The sequence below is a fragment of the Phormidium yuhuli AB48 genome (assembly GCF_023983615.1).
Classification (GTDB): domain Bacteria; phylum Cyanobacteriota; class Cyanobacteriia; order Cyanobacteriales; family Geitlerinemataceae; genus Sodalinema; species Sodalinema yuhuli.
In genome coordinates this window covers 2,921,580-2,940,199 of the sequence record NZ_CP098611.1, presented here as the reverse complement: position 1 = coordinate 2,940,199, position 18,620 = coordinate 2,921,580, and the positions used below count along the sequence as shown (strand labels likewise).

At 50.8% G+C, this 18,620-nt stretch carries 12 protein-coding genes; 6 read left to right on the top strand and 6 right to left on the bottom strand.

Annotated elements, in window-relative coordinates; genetic code table 11:
* Positions 1–436 precede the first annotated feature (436 nt).
* Positions 437–1,570 carry a ParB N-terminal domain-containing protein gene (locus NEA10_RS12570; RefSeq protein ID WP_252660772.1) on the top strand — a complete coding sequence of 378 codons (1,134 nt, stop codon included), beginning with the start codon at positions 437–439 and terminating at the stop codon, positions 1,568–1,570.
* Positions 1,536–2,774: a hypothetical protein gene (locus NEA10_RS12565; protein ID WP_252660770.1), complete on the top strand. Its 1,239-nt coding sequence runs from the start codon at positions 1,536–1,538 to the stop codon at positions 2,772–2,774. The genes NEA10_RS12570 and NEA10_RS12565 overlap by 35 nt, the downstream gene beginning before the upstream one ends.
* 131 nt (positions 2,775–2,905) lie before the next feature.
* Here the strand turns inward: NEA10_RS12565 and NEA10_RS12560 are convergent, their stop codons facing one another.
* Entirely contained in the window at positions 2,906–4,408 is a 1,503-nt protein-coding gene (locus NEA10_RS12560; RefSeq protein ID WP_252660768.1) for a thymidylate synthase, read from the bottom strand.
* 187 nt (positions 4,409–4,595) lie between these two features.
* Between NEA10_RS12560 and NEA10_RS12555 the strand changes: the two genes are divergently transcribed.
* Entirely contained in the window at positions 4,596–5,804 is a 1,209-nt protein-coding gene (locus NEA10_RS12555) for a homocysteine biosynthesis protein (protein WP_252660757.1), read from the top strand.
* On the opposite strand, the gene NEA10_RS12550 is transcribed toward NEA10_RS12555, so the two are convergent.
* The 5 genes from NEA10_RS12550 to NEA10_RS12530 all read right to left on the bottom strand — a co-directional run bounded on the left by NEA10_RS12550 (position 5,801) and on the right by NEA10_RS12530 (position 11,401).
* Positions 5,801–7,045 carry a competence/damage-inducible protein A gene (locus NEA10_RS12550; protein ID WP_252660755.1) on the bottom strand — a complete coding sequence of 415 codons (1,245 nt, stop codon included), beginning with the start codon at positions 7,043–7,045 and terminating at the stop codon, positions 5,801–5,803. The genes NEA10_RS12555 and NEA10_RS12550 overlap by 4 nt on opposite strands.
* 65 nt (positions 7,046–7,110) lie before the next feature.
* On the bottom strand, positions 7,111–8,646 hold the full coding sequence (locus NEA10_RS12545; protein WP_252660752.1) for a carboxypeptidase M32: 1,536 nt from the start codon (positions 8,644–8,646) through the stop codon (positions 7,111–7,113).
* 83 nt (positions 8,647–8,729) lie between these two features.
* On the bottom strand, positions 8,730–9,917 hold the full coding sequence (gene alr / locus NEA10_RS12540; RefSeq protein ID WP_252660750.1) for an alanine racemase: 1,188 nt from the start codon (positions 9,915–9,917) through the stop codon (positions 8,730–8,732).
* A gap of 35 nt (positions 9,918–9,952) precedes the next feature.
* Positions 9,953–10,681, bottom strand: a complete 729-nt coding sequence (locus tag NEA10_RS12535; protein WP_252660748.1) for a DUF928 domain-containing protein — start codon at positions 10,679–10,681, stop codon at positions 9,953–9,955.
* 60 nt (positions 10,682–10,741) lie between these two features.
* Positions 10,742–11,401 carry a hypothetical protein gene (locus NEA10_RS12530; RefSeq protein ID WP_252660745.1) on the bottom strand — a complete coding sequence of 220 codons (660 nt, stop codon included), beginning with the start codon at positions 11,399–11,401 and terminating at the stop codon, positions 10,742–10,744.
* A gap of 171 nt (positions 11,402–11,572) precedes the next feature.
* Between NEA10_RS12530 and glgX the strand changes: the two genes are divergently transcribed.
* From glgX to treY, 3 genes are all read left to right on the top strand, one after another.
* On the top strand, positions 11,573–13,696 hold the full coding sequence (gene glgX / locus NEA10_RS12525; protein WP_252660742.1) for a glycogen debranching protein GlgX: 2,124 nt from the start codon (positions 11,573–11,575) through the stop codon (positions 13,694–13,696).
* A 28-nt stretch (positions 13,697–13,724) separates the two neighbouring features.
* Positions 13,725–15,545, top strand: coding sequence for a malto-oligosyltrehalose trehalohydrolase (treZ, locus tag NEA10_RS12520; protein WP_252660732.1), 1,821 nt, complete (start codon positions 13,725–13,727; stop codon positions 15,543–15,545).
* Positions 15,546–15,778: 233 nt separating this feature from the next.
* Positions 15,779–18,565, top strand: coding sequence for a malto-oligosyltrehalose synthase (gene treY, locus NEA10_RS12515; RefSeq protein ID WP_252660722.1), 2,787 nt, complete (start codon positions 15,779–15,781; stop codon positions 18,563–18,565).
* The last annotated feature ends 55 nt before the right edge of the window (positions 18,566–18,620 follow it).

Below are 18,620 nucleotides of genomic sequence, written 5' to 3'. Positions count from 1 at the left end.
ATTTCCCGAAGAGATCGGCCATCTGGGATGGGGAGGCGTTGGCGATTGGGGCTAGGTTGAGTCAAGATTGCCCGAGTTGAGATGGAGAACGTCGATAATTCTTGATGTTTCTTTAGATTCGACCTCTGAGGGAGTCTGCCTCCAGACCTGTCCTACTTGCTTCACCATGACAGGAGTGTTGAGACTCACCCATAACTAAGTTCAGTGGCGACTTCCCATTACGGCCATAATCCCTTCCTAAAATCTCAGTCTCTTTCGAGTAGGGAGTCGTGAGGCAGATCTCGTTTTGTTTAGGGTTGAAGACTGGGCAAGAGTGTGCTATAATATCAACTGTGACATTATTATTTTAAATTTTGTTGACAAAATCAATCTAGTAATACAAAGCTAAAGCTACGAACTTTTATGGTTGACCTGTTTGGACGTCTAAATCAGAGATATGAACATTGATATTTTAAAAGATAAAAGAGCGAATTGTTACTCAATTATGGTTCACACATCGATTGAGGAGTATCTTGAAAAGGTTCGGTCAAGCTTTGAAGAGCAAGGGGGAATTCAGGGCCAGCGGGAGCCTTTGAAGACAATTACAGCAAAACGTATCCGAGAGAGAATGGTTGCTGACCTGGAAGAAGGCGGGATTTTACCACCGATCGTCTTAGGTGTTATCTTAAATGAGAATGAATTTAAGTCCTTAGAAAACTTAGAAAATAAAGAAAGTTTTGACAAGATATTGGGTTCTAAAGATGGCGAAGATATCTTCATTATTGATGGGATGCAAAGAACGACTGCTCTCAAAGAGGCTGTCAAGAAAAATCCAGGTATCAAACAACAATTTATTAGAGTTGAGTATTGGCTTGCTGCTCAATCTAATGCAATGACTTATCGGATGTTGGTTTTGAATACTGGTCAAGTTCCTTGGAACTTAAGACGACAAATTGAGGTTGTATTTAAACCTATTATCAAAGGACTTCAGCAAAGCAATCACAATATTGAGATTATCGAAGTAGATGACTCAAAGAGAAAAACCAGGGCTGGACAGTTTAAGGCGAGTGTTGTTGTTGAGCTTTTTTTGGTTTTTGGTTCAAGGAAAGAAAAAATTGACCTTCACAAAGAAGTCGCTGATGAATTCACAAGACAGGATTTTATTGAGTCAACATCTCGTCCAGAGTTTACGGAGGAATTTTACAGAGTTATTGACTACTTGAGTCGTTTTGAAATAGCTCTGGGTAAACAAAACTTTTTCAAGAGTCAACCGGCTTCTTATATAGGGTTTGTGACAGCTATTGCTTTACATACGATGGGGCGACCGGGTGGTAATCATACCCCAGAAAAACGAGAGAAACAATGGCAAACTCTTGAAAAACATATTGAGCCGTTCATCGATAAAATAAGAAGCTTTAGTGATGAAGAGCGACAAAAATTTGTCTGTTGGGACATGCTGTTGAAGCTAACGGGTAAGAGTGGCGCGACTAAAGGGTACGAGAATCGGCAATTTTTTAAAGAAGCGTTTACGACTTTAATTGAAGAAAAATTTGAGGTTGACAGTATGGAAGTTTGCTGGAGGGCTTATTGAACTGCCAATTATGTCTCGAAGTATAAAAAAATCTAGCCAATACATCATTGAGTGCTTAAATGACCGTATTAAATTAGAAGATCGTTCCATAGACCCCTTAGATGTAACAAGAACTATAAAACTGAGCAAATTGGATGAAAACTTAATTAAAAATGCGAAACATTTAAGTAGTAAAAACTTATTTAGCAAAGACAAGTCTGCTTGTTTTAGCTATGAAGATGAGTACTATTTTATTTATGTCGGCACAGAAGAAGAAATATCTGATAATGCTCAAGACACAGAGGATGAAGATTTGGATACTTCAGACACAAAGGATAAAAACTTTGTTCGGTTGCCTGAAGATGAAATTTCACCTGGTTGGACGGTCCTGGTAATTTATCAACTTAAAGTTATATTAAAGCATGATGTAACAAGCCTAGAAATCTACAACAACTTAGGCGCTATTGATGATGAATACTATGATTCTGATGCTTATAGATACATCAAAGGGTGTTTTGAAAGTTTTTATGTTTACAAAATAAAACCCGAATCAATACTATTAGAAAGATTAGTGCTAAGTTCGGGGAAACCAGATCCAGATATTTCTAGAGTATTACTTGTTTATTTTCTAAATTATAATTCTGTTAACAATCTCAGGTTTGAGCAAGGAACACTGGATATTTTTAAGAGTGTTGCATATGAAGGGGAAGCATCCATACCATTTGAAAGTATTCTGGATAGCTACATATCATTTTCTTGGAAATATTCATTTTTGGATGTTTATAGATGTCTAGAAAGATTGTTTAGGATTCCCAGAATCCTTAAACTCTATCAAAGTATTTCAGTGGATCTAAATTTTTTGGAGTTCATCGACAAGATTGAGGAGTCCATAAGCTGGAAACCCAAAGAAGAAGACGCGCTTAAGGGTTTGCTTGAGGTCATTGATGAAGAATTAAAAGAGTATTTTGAAATTTATAATGGTTTTAAGTCGGTCAAAACTAAAATAGCTGCGGACTATTCAGGAGAAACAAAAAATGCCCGTGTGATTTACTCGTTACGGAATAAGATTGTTCATTTTAATCCCAAAAAAATTAAGATAGAAGAATCTGGCTGGAATAAAGTCATCAGATTTTGCTTACTTTCGACCTACTTGCTTTACAAAAAGTATGGTGAATTTTTAAGGCTACCTGATTCTGATCAGGAAGAATTAACAGAAGACCTATAGTTTTGGTGATAAGCTTAATGTGGAAATTACAAGACTTACTATAGGGAATTTTTTGACTCTACGGTAAACGGTAAGGGGAGTAATCCGCCATAGATTTTTTTGATAAAACTGAAACCAGAAGACCCATTTTTCTAAATTTTAGGAGTTAAAATTGGTTTATCTTGTTGATAATTCAGATCCAATTTTAACGAAAGTTCAGCCTTTTGTAACTCAGTCCCCAAATAGAGAGCGTGTTCGGTTTCCAACGCCGGACAATCCGCCGCAATTTGTTGATAGAGTCGTCTAGCCGTTTTCCCCACATAACAGCCCACGGGTTCACCACTACCGGGGCTGAGATGTTCCACAACAATCTCGCCGCCACTCACCAGGAGGGTGAAACTCCCCGAGGGGTCGGCAAAATTGCGGTCTTTTAAAAGTCGCGGATACTGTTGTTCAATCAGAGTATCGGCATTTTCCCAACAGTCATCATAAATATGGGCACTTTCACTGACCGTGATTAGAGGACCGAGGCGCAATTTTAGTCCGTTGTTACGGCATTCGATGTGTTGCTTCAGATGCTGTTGTAATGCCCGTAACCCCATGGCATTGGCGACCCAAGCCCCAAACATATCATTGCTGCGAAATGTAGCTGTTAACGACAATTCTCCGTCCACCAGTCGCGTCCAAATATGATTGAGACAGGGAGGACTTCCATTGCTTTGGCCGTCTTGTTGGGCATCCCAGAGGGACATCACGGCCCGGGCGGAGTCGGGATTGTCGCTGAGTTGTTGGATGACTTGTTGGATTTGGTCAACGCCAAACCAAGACCTTAACCGCTGGCCATAGGTGTATTTCACCCCATCTTTGGACCGGGCATCATCCTGGATTTGACCCATATAGTCGGCGACAAAGTCCCGAGAGACGGGTAAATAGTTGGGATCGGGGAAATACAAGTCGGGGGGTTCGTCGGTGACGATCGCCATTAGGTTAATCAGTTCCTGCCACTGACTATCATGTTGGGTATTACGCAAGGTTCCAGTCCGACGGATGCGGTGAATCAGTTTCACCCAAGTTTCGGCAATGGTTCGCCCTTCGATGCGATGGCCATAGCGTCGGCCCGGTTTCAGGGCCGACTCCACCCTAGATTCGGGGAAGCTTTGGGGACTCCCCCAGGGAGGAGGGGACGGCTGTTGGGCAATCTTCTCCACGAGATGAAGGGCGGATTTGATATCCTCGACGCGATAACAGGTGATGGCCTCCCGTAACTGGGCGATCGCCTCTAGGGGGAGTTCAGCATCGAGATAGCCGACAACGGAGGAGTTAATCAGCCAGCAATCCCGGCCCGTATCCGTTTGTCCCGGACGCACTCCCTGGGCGAAGAAGTCCGCCAAACAACGACCACTGCCAGCATTACGGTCTTCTCGGGTGGCATCAACGATAATGAGATGATGAACCTGGGGGTTGAGTAACAGATTGCGAACCAGGACGCTAATGCCCCGCGTGGGACTGTAGAGTTGTCCAATAACGGCGTAGTCTTGGGGCTGGAGATGTTTGGCGATCGCCTCCTTAACGGTCCAACCGCTGACAATAGCTATTGTCCCTGTGCCGCAAATGAGTTGATTGGGCTTATAGTGAGGCTGATAGGGGTGGGGCATGGGGGGAAGAAGGCAAGAGGCAAGAGGCAAGAGGCAAGAGGCAGAAGATGGTAGGATGCGTCCCGGCATCAGGAGGGGGTTTGACCCAAGCCTATCGATTTAAACTTGCCGGAACGCATCATTTGGGCAACAGGCAATAGGTCGTGGGGGGAATGGTTAGGATTGATGATGTATTGTTGACTTTTTGATGATGGAACGGACGATCGCCGAGATTAACGAGAAAATTGAAGCTGGGAAAGCCTCCGTCTGGACAGTCGAGGAACTGAAGGCCCGGGTGGCAGATATCGGCGTGACCAAAGCCACAAAACAGGTGGATGTGATTACAACCGGGACCTTTGAACCCATGGAGTCCAGTGGGGCCATCCTTAATATCGGACATACTGACCCGCCGATCAAGATTCGTCGCTGCTGGATTGATGGGGTGATGGCTTATTCGGGTTTTGGGGCCGTGGATTTGTATTTGGGGGCCACGCAACTGGCTGAGGTGAGTGATGCTGAAGACCCCAGCCGTGAACCGACATGGAAGGAGAATCGTGGCGGGGGCCATGTGATTGAAGACCTCATCGCTGGCAAAACCGTCCAGGTTCGGGCCATTGGCCAAGTCACCGATTGTTATCCTCGGGCCTCCTTTGAAACTCAGATTTCCCGCGATACCATCAATCAGTTCTATCTGTTTAATCCCCGTAATCTCTATCAAAACTTTATTGTGGGAGTCAATGGGGGCGATCGCCCACTGTTTACCTATCTTGGCCCCCTACAACCCCAGTTAGGCAATGCCGTCTATTCCAATCCGGGGGCCATTTCCCCCCTGTTTAATGACCCGGATTTAGACCTAATTGGCATTGGCACTCGTGTCTTTATGGGGGGAGGAGTGGGCTACATCGTCGGGGAGGGAACCCAACATTTCCCCCTACAAAAGCGACTCCCCAACCGCACCCCCATCGGCCCGGCTGCGACCTTGGCCTTGGTGGGGGATGCCCGACAAATGAACCGCGATTGGGTGCGGGGCTGCTATTTTCATAACTATGGCCCCTCCCTGATGTTGGGGGTTGGGGTCCCTCTGCCGGTTCTCAATGAGACGGTGGTGGAACGTTGTGCGGTTCGGGATGAGGAGTTGGTGGCCCCAGTGGTGGACTTTTCCATTCCTCGCCGGGTGCGTCCCACCTTTGGTTTGGTGAGTTATGCCCAACTGAAATCCGGTAAAATCACCGTCGATGGCAAGTCGGTTCGGGTGGCCCCCTTGGCGAGTATTCCGCGATCGCGCCAAGTGGCGGCCGAACTCAAGGCCTGGATTGAAGCCGGGACCTTTACCCTCAGCGAACCCGTCGCCCCGATTTCGAGCGATCGCACCTTTGTCCCTCAAGATGTCTGGGGCCTACAAATTTCCCTGGATTAAGGACGACTCAACGCCAAACGAAGCTGATTCAGGGCATGACTGACGCTAATCTCGCGAATCCAATCCCGCCCCCGAGTATCCCCAAGACGATACCCCACGTGACTCACCGACTCAGGACCCGCTAAACCAATATAGACCAATCCCACCGGCTTCTCAGGAGTGCCACCGGAGGGCCCAGCAATGCCAGTAATGCCAATCCCCCAATCGGTCCCGCAACAGTCCCGAACTCCCGCCGCCATCTGTTCCGCCACGGGCCCTGACACGGCCCCCAGGCGTTCCAAAACCTGGCCATCCACCCCCAACAGATGTTCTTTAATCCGGTTCTCATAGGCAATCACCCCCCCCGAGAAATAGGCCGAACTCCCAGGAACCTCGGTTAAGCGTTTACCCAAATAGCCCCCAGTACAGGATTCCGCCACCGCCAGAGTTTCTCCCCGCTGCTGTAGCAGTTGGCCCACCACCGTCGCTAGGGTTTCCTCATCGCTGCCATAGTAATCGGAACCGGCAATCTCTTGGATTTGCTGGGCGATGGGATGGATGAGGGCTTCGGCGGCCTCGGTGGACTCAGCCCGGGCCGAGACTCGTAACTTGACATGGCCATAATTCGCATAGGGGGCCACGGTGGGATTCACGGAATTGAGGAAGCCAGAAACCTTTTCCGCTAACTCCGACTCAGGAATCCCCCAAAACTTGAGTGTGCGGCTGTGGAACACCTGCTGTCCCCAACCGAGGGCTTTCAGGGTGGGGACTGCCGTTTCCTGCCACATGGCCCGCATTTCCGAGGGAACCCCCGGAAACGTGAATATCATCACGCCCCCGACGCGCCAAATGATGCCAGGGGCGCTGCCGACGGGGTTGGGCAAGACGTCTGCCCCTTCTGGGAGTAGGGCCTGTTTACGGTTACTGGGGGACATGGTGCGCCCCCGCCGTGCATATTTAGCCTCGATATCCCTTAGCACATCGGGGCGTTCTTGTAAAGGGGTCTGAAAGAAATCTGCCAGGGTTTCTACGGTTAAATCATCGGGGGTGGGGCCCAGTCCGCCGGTAAAGATGAGGATTTCGGCGCGATGAATGGCACTCTCAATGGCGGCTTGCAAGCGTTCGGGGTTGTCGCCGACGACGGTTTGATAGTAATGGGGAATCCCCAGTTTTGCGAGTTCCTGGGCGATATATTGGGCGTTGGTGTTGAGGATATCGCCCAGAAGTAACTCACTTCCGACACAGATTAGTTCAGCAGACATAGAGTATTATTAAACTGTAGAGAGTGGGAAGGTCTTTCTTTTGTAGTCTAACTGTTTTTGGATGTCTATAAATCTAGCTTGTATAAATCCCCATATTTACTACGGATATACCGTAAAAAGGGGTCAGGATGAATGGGCATTCCTGTAATGCGATCGACCAGTTCATCGGCAGTAAACTTACGCCCATGACGGTAAACATTGCGTTGTAACCAAGTCAACAGACTGGTGAACTGACCCCGTTCCAAATCAACAGGAATTTCGGGATGTTGTTTGAGGGCCGTTTCAAACAATTGACTGGCAATGAGATTCCCCAGGGTATAGCCTTGAAACTGACCGCCAATCAATTGGGAGTACCAATGAACATCCTGTAACACCCCGTCCTTATCGCTGCGGGGAGTAATCTCTAAATCTCGTTCATAACAACTGTTCCAAGCCTCGGGTAAGTCCTGAACCGATAACTTACCCTCCAACATCGCCACCTCTAACTCAAAGCGAATCATCACATGAAGATTATAGGTGACTTCATCGGCGGCAGTCCGAATGGGGGTACAGGCGACGCGGTTGATAGTCCGATAGAAATCACAGACGGAAGATTGCCCTAATTGTCTTAAAAAGAGACCCTGAAGACGGGGATAAAAACATTCCCAAAACGCACGACTACGACCGACGATATTTTCCCAAAGTCGGGATTGACTTTCATGGATTCCCGAGGAACTGCCATCGGCGAGAGGCGTTGCTTCTAGGGCTGGATCGATGTTTTGTTCATACAATGCATGACCCATTTCATGGAGACTACAAAAGAGACTTTCCGTGAGATTATTGGGGTCTGTGCGGGTGGTGATGCGAACGTCGTTAATGGAAAAACTGGTGGTGAAGGGGTGGAGTGTCGCATCTTGGCGGCCGCGGCTGAAGTCGTAGCCGATGCGTTCCATGAGTGTTTTACAGAAGTTGAGTTGGGAGGTTTCGGAGAACTGTTGTTGTAGGAGTTTGCTGTCAGGGGCGGGGGCCTGGGCGATCGCCTGGACAATGTCCACCAACTCCCCCCGCAGTTGACTAAATAATTCTTCTAAAATGGCACTGGTCATCCCTTCATCAGAAAGGGCGATGAGCGAGTCAGCGGGGCGATCGCACTCAGGAAAGAAACTGGCCCATTCCTGACTTAACGCTAACGTCTTCTCCAAATAGGGACAGACCCGCTGAAAATCCGACTCCTCCCGCGCCTGGGCCCAGGCCAAATAAGTCTCAGTCTGATGACTCGACAGACGGGCCATAAACTCTCCGGGCACCCGCCGGGCCTGGTCATAATCCCGACGGGCCACGCGAATTAAACTGGCCTCATGACTGTCGTAGGGATAGGACTGGCCCTGGGCTTCAAGTTGTTCTAATAACTCTCCCAACGCCGGATCACACAGTTTGTCATGGGCCACCTGTCGCAGCGTCGCCAACTGTCGGCCCCGGGCCGTCGCCCCCCCGAGGGGCATATAGGTGGCCCGATCCCATTGCAAAACCGCCGCCGCAGACTGGATATCCCGTACGTCTCGCAGTCGGGTAATCAGTTGAGAATACAAAGAGCCAGACTCAGACAAGGGGATAGACATCATAGGCGCAAGGAAGCAGACGCACGGCTCATACTCATTCTATCGGGGTTTGGCCGCTCTGAACCGTGAGAGAAGGGTCGAACCCCTCAAACCTGGATGCGGGGGAGGCGATGTTTGAAGCCACAGAGAATTTCCCAGGAGATGGTTCCCAAGGCTTCCGCCCAGTCATCGGCGGAAATTGAGGTATCTCCCAGGGTTCCTAAAAAGGTCACTACATCCCCCACTTGCACCTCGGGAACCTCGGTGACATCTAACATCAGTTGGTCCATAGTAATCGCCCCAACTTGAGGGAATCGCCAAACGCGATCGCCCCCTTGCCAAAGTCCCTGAAGCCGATTAGACAAAAGACGGGGAACCCCATCCGCGTAGCCAATCCCCACCACCGCCAGGCGAGTCTCCCGTTGACTGACAAAACGGTGACCATAACTCACTCCCGTCCCTGGGGGAATCGTTTTAACTTGGGTAATGCGGGCCTTAACTTGCAAAACCGGCTGTAGCTTGACCTGCGATCGCAAATGGGGGGCCGGATAGAGACCATACAGACTTAACCCCACCCGTACCTGATCATAATGACTGGCCCGGTTACAGAGAGTGGCGGCGGAGTTCGCTAGATGCAGTTTTGGGGGAGTGATTCCGGCGGACTTGAGGGCGGCGATCGCCCCTTGGAAGCGTTCTTCCTGTGTCCGCATCATCGTGATATCCTCCTCATCCGCCGTAGCCAAATGGGAATAGACACTGGCCAGACGAAGCTGGGGAAACGCCAACACCTGTCGTACAAAAGGAACCGCCTCCGTCCACAACACCCCCAAGCGAGACATTCCCGTATCTAACTTCAAATGGACGGGTAGAGGCTGATCGGGGGCCAATTGGTCCAGAATCTTGGCCATGAGAACCGCCTGGGGGCGATCGCACAGAGTCGGTTCCAACCGCCAACGCACCAACGCTTCAATCTGCGGGGGACTCTGAACCGCCCCCAAGACAAGAATGGGGGCTTCAATCCCCGCCTGACGCAGTTCGATACCCTCTGGGACCGTCGCCACCCCCAAGGCCCTGGCCCCGGCCTCTAACACCGTTTTAGCAATGGGAATCGCCCCGTGACCATAGCCATCAGCCTTCACCACGGCCATCAAGTCCGTCTCCGGGGCCAAGAGGCCCCGTAACTGACGGACATTTTCCCCTAAGGCCCCTAAATCAATCTCCACCCAGGCGCGATCGCAGACTCCCGGATGAGTCTGATCCTGGCTAAATTTAACAATCCGTTCCCAGGTCAGCATGAGGTGGCCGTTATCAGGTTCATTGAACGACAGATTTAGAGTAAGGGTTTATCCCCCACTTTCATCAACTCCGCATCTTCGGCAATTTGCGTCCAGAGACGGAACCACTGAGGATCATCAGGGTTATCCCGATGGAGTTGCGCCAGTTGGTCCAGCATATCGTACCAAAGTCCGGCATCAGCCAGGAGTTGCAGCCGTTCCTCAGCCGAGGCATTGGCAAACTCTTCATCAAAACTTGCCGTAGTATTCACCCGAACAATGGTTCCTGAGACACTAGCCTCCAACTCCGGTACCTCCACGGTCCAGGAATAGCCTTGATAGGGTTGCAACGGCTGCACATTCACATAAGCCGGAATCGGCAAGCCATAGGTCCCATGATCCGGTCCCGTGAGATAGCGGGTTTCGTAAATCAAGTCGTCTTGGGGGTCCCGGAGACTAAAAATCACCTCAATCCCTTCCACGGGAGGAATGTGATAGAAAATCGTGGGATAGGCTTGACGGGTGAGACCATAGTTTTCTGGAGGCAGAATCGCACTAAGGGGACATTCGAGTTCTTCCCCATCCCTAAACACCGGAATCACGCGATCGCCGGGACGTTCAAAGTCAGCAAAACGAGTTCCCCCAGCATCGACTTGTTCCGGGGACCCGCGATCGGGGGGGGTAAACTCCAGAGACAGGGACGGATTAAGGGATAGCAAGGGAATCGCCACAATCAGGACGATCGCCAATAGGGTTAAAAGACCGTTGCGTAGGATCTGGAGCATAATGACTGATGTGAGGAGACAACAATAGACGTAACCCTCCCAGTGTCCTAGGAATTGTCCTTAAGGATCATAATGAACGCGACTTTGTGACAATCCCTGACGACGGAGGCGATCGCTTAAACGTTCAGCCGTCTGTCGTTCCCGAAAGGGGCCAACCGCCAAATGTAGCCCTCGGGGGCGATCGCGTCGCTGAATCGGGGTTCCGGGGTTCACGGTACTCTGAACCGTGGCTAAGGCGCGATCGAGGGTTTGCTGAGAACCGGGGATAATGACATAGTAGGCCGCGCTAGCGGTACTACTCGTCCCCGACCCCGCTTGATCCGGAACCGTCACCGCAGCAATTTGCCCTTGAATCCCCCGTTCACCCAGTTGACGCGATCGCCTCTCCGCCGCCTCCCGATCCTGAAACAGGCCCGCTTGAATGATCTGATCACCGCGAAACATTCCAAAGGCGGCACTTGAATCGAGACGTTGAATCTCCGCCAACCGTTCCGAACTGCGACTATTGACATACACCAGGTAGCGAATCGCCGCCGTCGCCTCACGACTCGGGGCTGGAGTGGCGGGGACATCCACAGGAGGGGGAACATCAATAAACGGAATCTCAGCATAGCGGCGACTCTCGGGAGTAGATGGGGGAGACGCGATCGCCCCAGAACCCGTCACCAGAAATAGCAACAGCCCAGAAACAGACAGAGGAACCCAGTTAATCACAAACATAAGCCGACACCAGAATCAAGGGAGTGGAACAGGCAATCGAATCCCAGATCGCCAACCCTCAGGTCTAGGGAACCGCCAATTTATCTCCTGAGGATGGTTTATGGAGCATTATTGATTGTTATATTAGCCCTCAGGGGGTAAAACGCCCACGCTGTATCGCTGAGAAATCCTATGTATAGTTCCATTTGGCCGGGTTCACCCTATCCCTTGGGGGCATCTTGGGATGGAGAGGGTACTAACTTCGCTATTTACAGTGAAAACGCCACTCAGGTTGAGTTATGTCTCTTTGATGAGCGTGATCGAGAAACCCGAGTTTCCCTAACGGAAATCGAGAATTATAATTGGCATGGCTATCTACCGGGGATTGGCCCCGGCCAACGTTACGGCTTCCGGGTTTATGGCCCCTTTGAACCGGAACAGGGCCATCGCTTTAACCCCAATAAACTGGTCATCGATCCCTACGCCAAAGCCCTCGATGGGGAAATTGGCTATGACGAAGCCATCTTTGGCTATGCGTGGGACGATGACGACGAGGATCTCTCCTTCAACGATCTAGACGATGCCCCCTATATTCCCAAAGCCATCGTCATTGACGAGTCCTTCGACTGGGAGGGCGATCGCCTCCTAAATATCCCAGAACAGGACACCGTCATCTACGAGATGCACGTCAAAGGCTTCACCCGTCAGCATCCCGACATTCCCCCAGAACTCCAGGGAACCTATCAAGGCCTGGCCCATCCCCAGGCGATCGCCTATCTCAAGTCTCTGGGAATCACCGCCGTCGAACTGATGCCCGTCCATCATTTTGTCTCCCAACCGGGACATCTAGCCGACAGCGGCCTACGCAACTACTGGGGCTATGATTCCATTGCCTATTTCGCCCCCTATAGTGGTTACAGTGCCAGTCAAGACCCTCAAGACCAGGTTCGCGAGTTTAAAACCATGGTCAAATCCCTTCACGCTGAGGGAATTGAAGTCATCTTAGATGTGGTCTACAACCATACCGGCGAAGGCAACCATCTTGGGCCCAGCCTATGTTTTCGCGGCATCGACAACGCCACCTATTACCGCCTTGTAGAAGACGATCGCCGCTACTACATGGACTTTACCGGCTGCGGCAACTCCCTCAATGTCAGCCATCCCCAAGTTCTCAAACTGATTATGGACAGTTTGCGGTATTGGGTGTTAGAGATGCATGTGGATGGCTTCCGCTTTGATTTAGCCTCCGCCCTAGCCCGAGAACTCTACGAAGTCGACAGTCTCGCGGCCTTCTTTGATATCATCCATCAGGACCCCGTGCTGAGTCGAGTTAAGTTAATCGCCGAACCCTGGGATATTGCCGATGGAGGCTACCAAGTGGGGAATTTCCCCCTCCTCTGGTCAGAATGGAATGGTCGCTATCGGGATACCGTGCGAGACTTTTGGCGAGGAGAAGATGGCACTCTAGCTGAGTTTGCCTATCGCCTGACGGGCAGTTCTGATTTGTATAAATTCAATGGTCGTCGGCCCAGTGCCAGTATCAACTTTGTTACCGCCCATGATGGCTTCACTCTCAATGATTTAGTCAGTTATAACGAGAAACACAATGAAGCCAACCAAGAGGATAGTCGGGATGGAGAAAGCCATAATCGTTCCTGGAATTGTGGAGTAGAAGGACCCACCGATGACCCGGAAATTTTGTCCCTACGCCAGCGCCAACGGCGTAACTTTCTAACCACCTTACTGTTATCTCAAGGGGTTCCTATGCTGGTAAGTGGCGATGAAATGGGGCGCACTCAGAAGGGAAATAACAATGTCTATTGCCAGGATAATGAGTTAGCTTGGCTCAATTGGGAGTTACAAGAGGCCAATGCCGATTTACTCACCTTCACCCGGCAACTGATTCAATTTCGCGCCGATCATCCCGTGTTTCGTCGCCGTAAATGGTTCCAAGGTCAGCCCATTTATGGGTCCGATGTGATTGATTTAGGTTGGTTCAACCCCGATGGGGAAGAGGTCGATGAAGAACAATGGCAAGAAGGCTTTGCCAAGGCGATCGCCGTCTTTATCAATGGGGATGCCATTCCCGCCCGGGGCAAACAGGGAGAACGGATTGTTGATGATAGTTTCTTGTTACTGTTTAATGCCCATCATGAACCCTTGACCTTCCAACTTCCGAAGACGTTACAAGAGTCAATTTGGTGTGTGGTGTTAGACACAACGAAACCCACCCTAATTGAACATGGCAGTCGCTACAGTGGTTCCGAAATCCTAGAGGTTGAATCCCGTTCCACGGTGTTGTTACAACGACTCTAATTCTGTCCTTTTTCTTAATAGGTAAAACATGACCATTGGTGCAACCTACTTAGGTGGCGATCGCTGTGACTTTTCCCTTTGGGGGCCAACCTTAAATCAAGTCACCTTAGAAGTTCTAACGCCCGAGAAGCAATCCCATCCCCTCCAGCAAGACAATTGGGGCTATTGGCGGGCCCGTCTCAACAACATTCCCCCAGGAACCCGCTATCAGTATCGTCTCAACGGCGATCGCCTCCGCCCCGATCCCATGGCCCAATTTCAACCGGAGGGGGTTCATGGCCCCTCCGCCGTCGTCGATCACGGGGCCTTTTCCTGGCAGGATGAGGCTTGGCGAGGGATTCCCCTAGAGGAGTCGATTATCTACGAACTCCATATCGGCAGTTTTACCCCCGCCGGAACCTTCGAGGCGGCCATCTCCCGCCTCACCGACTTAACGGCCCTGGGAATCACCAGCATCGAAATCATGCCCGTCTCCCAATTTCCCGGCCAGCGGAACTGGGGTTACGATGGGGCCTATCCCTTTGCGGTTCAGAACTCCTACGGCGGCCCCGACGGACTCAAAGCCCTCGTCAACGCCGCCCACCAAGCGGGATTAGCGGTGATTCTCGATGTTGTCTATAACCACTTCGGCCCAGAAGGGAACTACAGCCGCGACTTTGGCCCCTATTTCACCGACAAATATCAAACCCCCTGGGGTGGGGCCATTAACTTCGATGATGCCCACAGTCACGGCGTTCGCCAATTTGTCATTGAAAACGCCCTCTACTGGCTACGGGAGTATCATTTCGACGGCCTACGTCTCGATGCCATCCATGCCATCTATGATGGTGGGGCCAAGCATATTTTAGCCGAGTTGAGCGATCGCCTAGCCGAGTTCAACCAAACCGCCACCTATCCCCGCTATCTCATCGCCGAAAGTGATCTCAACGATGTGCGAATTATCCGCCCTCGTTCAGACGATGGCCTCGGAATGGATGCCCAATGGAGTGACGATTTCCACCATAGTTTACATACCCTGTTAACCGGCGAACAACAGGGCTATTACGAAGACTTTGGCAGTTGCGAACAACTGGCCACCGCTTGGCGGGATAGTTTCGTCTATCAATGGACCTATTCCCCCCACCGCAAGCGATTTCACGGCAGCGATGCCCGCGATCGCCCCCCCTCCCAGTTTGTCATTTGCAACCAAAACCACGACCAAGTTGGCAACCGGATGTTAGGGGAACGCCTCTCGCAACTGGTATCCTTTGATGCCCTCAAACTAGCCGCCGCCGCCACCCTTCTCAATCCCGGAATCCCACTATTATTTATGGGAGAAGAGTATGGCGAAGACAGCCCCTTTCTCTATTTCATCGACCACCAAGACGCCGATTTAGTCGAAGCCGTCCGCCAAGGTCGCAAACGAGAATTTGAAGCCTTCCACGCCAGCGGAACCCCACCCGACGCCGCCAGCCCAGACACCTTAAAAACCTCAACCCTCAACTGGGAAAAACGAGAGAGTGACCCTCATCAAGTTTTACTCAAGTTCTATAAACATCTCATCGAACGACGGAACACCAATCCCGCTATTCGGGGGGGCGATCGTCAAAACATCGAAACCCAATCGAACAACGATTCTCTTTGGTTAACCATCCACCAATGCCAAGCCAATCAGGCAATCTGGTTAATCTTCAACTTCAGCCAAACCCCAATTCAATCCCCCCCAGCCCCCAATCAAACCTGGACCAAAACCCTCGATTCAAGCGATTCCATCTGGCAAGGTTCGGGCCCAACTGCCCCCCAAACTCTAAAAGGTAGCGAATCCATCACCATTCCCCCCCTAACGGTTGTACTATACGAGAACAGTTAATGATGCCATTCGTCGAAAATCAACAGGATAAACCATGAATTGGGGTAACAAAAATCCCTCTGACCTCTTGCCATCCCCTCCTGGGAGGGGCAGGGGTGGGTTATGCCTCTTGCCAAAATGATGCGTTCCGGCAAGTTTGAATCGATAGGCTTAGGTCAAAACCCCTCCTGATGCCGGGACGCATCCTACCTTCTCTTGCCTCTTGCCTCTTGCCTCTTGCCTCTTAATAAACCATGACCCCACCCATTGCCACCTACCGCCTCCAATTCAACCCAAACTTTGGTTTTGACGCCGCCCGAGATATCATTCACTATCTCAAAAACCTCGGCATTTCCACCATTTACGCCTCGCCAATTTTCAAAGCCCGTAGCGGCAGTACCCACGGTTACGATGTCGTCGATCCCCGAGTCTTAAACCCCGAACTCGGTCGGCCCGAAGCCTTCAAATCCCTCATTCAAACCCTCCATGACCATGACATGGGTTGGCTACAAGACATTGTCCCCAACCACATGGCCTATGACAGTAACAATCCCTTTCTTATCGATGTCCTAGAATACGGAACCAACTCCGAATACTATCACTTTTTCGATATTCAATGGGAACATCCCGACCGCGACATCAACGGTAAAATTCTCGCCCCCTTCTTGGGTGATTTTTACGGTTCATGCTTAGAAAAGGGGGAACTCAAACTTGAGTATTCAGAAGCCGGATTAAGCATCAACTACTATCAACTCCGCTTCCCCCTGCGGATTGAATCCTATACCGAAGTCCTGACCCATAATCTAGGCGAATTACGTAAACTCCTCGGTCGAGAACATCCTGATTTTATTAAACTCCTGGGAGTTCTCTATCTGCTCAAAGGTGCTATCACAGAAACCGAAAAACGTCAATACAAGGACCAAGCCGCATTTGTCAAAGGGTTAATCTGGGAACTCTATCAATCCAATCCCGAAATTCGCACCTTCATTGATCGCAACGTCGAAACCTTCAATGGAACCGTCGGCAACCCCGATAGTTTTGACAGTTTAGATCGCATCCTGTCTAATCAGTACTTCCGCCTTGCCTTCTGGAAAGTCGGGGCAGAAGAACTCAACTATCGCCGCTTTTTCACCATCAACGAACTCATTTGCGTCAGCATCGAAGCAGAAGCCGTTTTCAACCTCACCCATAGCTACATCAAAGACTTAGTCGAGGATGGCTCCTTTCAGGGAGTTCGCGTCGATCACATTGATGGACTCTATGACCCCAAACAATATCTCGATCGCCTCGGCGAACAACTCGGCGACACCTATATCATCGTCGAGAAAATCCTAGAGGGCAACGAAACTCTCCCCGAAGATTGGCCCATTCAAGGCACCTCAGGCTACGACTTTCTCTACACCGTCAACAATCTCTTTTGCCAAACCGCCAACGAAGCCGCCTTCACCCGTATCTATCAACGCTTCTGCGGGCAATGGCGGTCCTATCATGAATTAGAAGTTCACTGTAAACGTCTCATCGCCGAAACCAACCTCGCCGGAGACGTCGAAAACCTAGCCAACTTCCTCAAACAACTGGCCAGCCAATATCGCTACGCCAGCGATTTCACCCTAGGGGGCCTACGACGGGCAATCCAGGAACTGCTGGTGGTGTTTCCCATCTATCGCACTTATATCACCCCAGCCGGCCTCAATCGGCGCGATCGCAGCCATATCGAACGAGCGATTGAAGCCGCCAAACGGCAAAAACCCCAACTGGCTAACGAATTGAGTTTCATTGAAAAGCTATGGCTACTCGACTATGACGAAGACATGACGGAGGCCGAAAAAGCCCAATGGACTCATTTCGTGATGCGAATGCAGCAGTTTTCCGGGCCCCTAATGGCCAAAGGAGTTGAAGACACCCTGTTTTACATCTATAACCGTCTCATTTCCCTCAACGAAGTCGGAGGATCACCCGGCCGCTTCGGCATTACCCTCTCCGAGTTTCATGGCTTCAACCAACAACAGGCCACCTATTGGACTGAATCCATGAACGCCTCCTCCACCCACGACACCAAACGCAGCGAGGATATGCGGGCCCGCCTCAACGTTCTCTCAGAACTTCCCGACGAATGGGATGCGGCCGTCACCAGTTGGAAGCAAATCAACCGCCATCGCCGCCCAGATGACTCAGACAGTCCCGACGCCAATGACGAGTATTTCCTCTATCAAACCCTAGTGGGAGTATTTCCCTTCGATCCCTATGACTTAAGGGAGGTACGCGATCGCATTGAACAGTACGTCGTCAAAGCCGTTCGCGAAGCTAAAGTCCACACCGCCTGGCTACGGCCCGACAGCGACTATGAAGACGCCTTTGTCGAGTTTGTCCGCCAAGTTCTCGCCGACGGAGATGACAATGAGTTTCTCGCCGCCTTCCGTCCCTTCCAACAAAAAATCGCCAGTTACGGCATCTTAAACTCCCTCTCCCAAACCCTCTTAAAACTAACCGCCCCCGGCGTTCCCGACTTATATCAAGGAACCGAACTCTGGGATTTCAGCTTAGTCGACCCCGACAACCGCCGTCCGGTAGACTATGGCCGTCACGCCCAACTGCTGAACGATCTACAAAACTGGGCCGCCGCCGACTTACCGGGACTCTTAGAGGATCTCAAATACAACGCCACCGACGGACGAATTAAACTATTTAGCATTCACCGTCTTCTGAGTACCCGTCACCAATACCGGGAATTATTCGATCGCGGCGAATACCGTCCCCTACGAGTCACCGGCAAACACGCCGATCGCGTCATCGCCTTTCTACGAAAATCAGGAGAGGCCCAGGCGATCGCGATCGCCCCCCGCTTCTGCACAGAACTCGTCGAACCCGGTCAATTTCCCGTCGGCAAAGACGTCTGGGACAACACCGCCGTAGAAATCCCCGGAAGTGCCGCCCAAACCTGGGTTGAAGCCATCTCCGGGCGATCGCTCTCCCGTCAAACCACCCTCAGCGTCGGCCAACTCCTCACCGACATCCCCATCGCCCTCTGGATTTCCGACTAACCCCCTCCCCCTCCTCCGTGTCCTCTGTGCCTCCGTGGTTCCCCCCTCTTGCCTC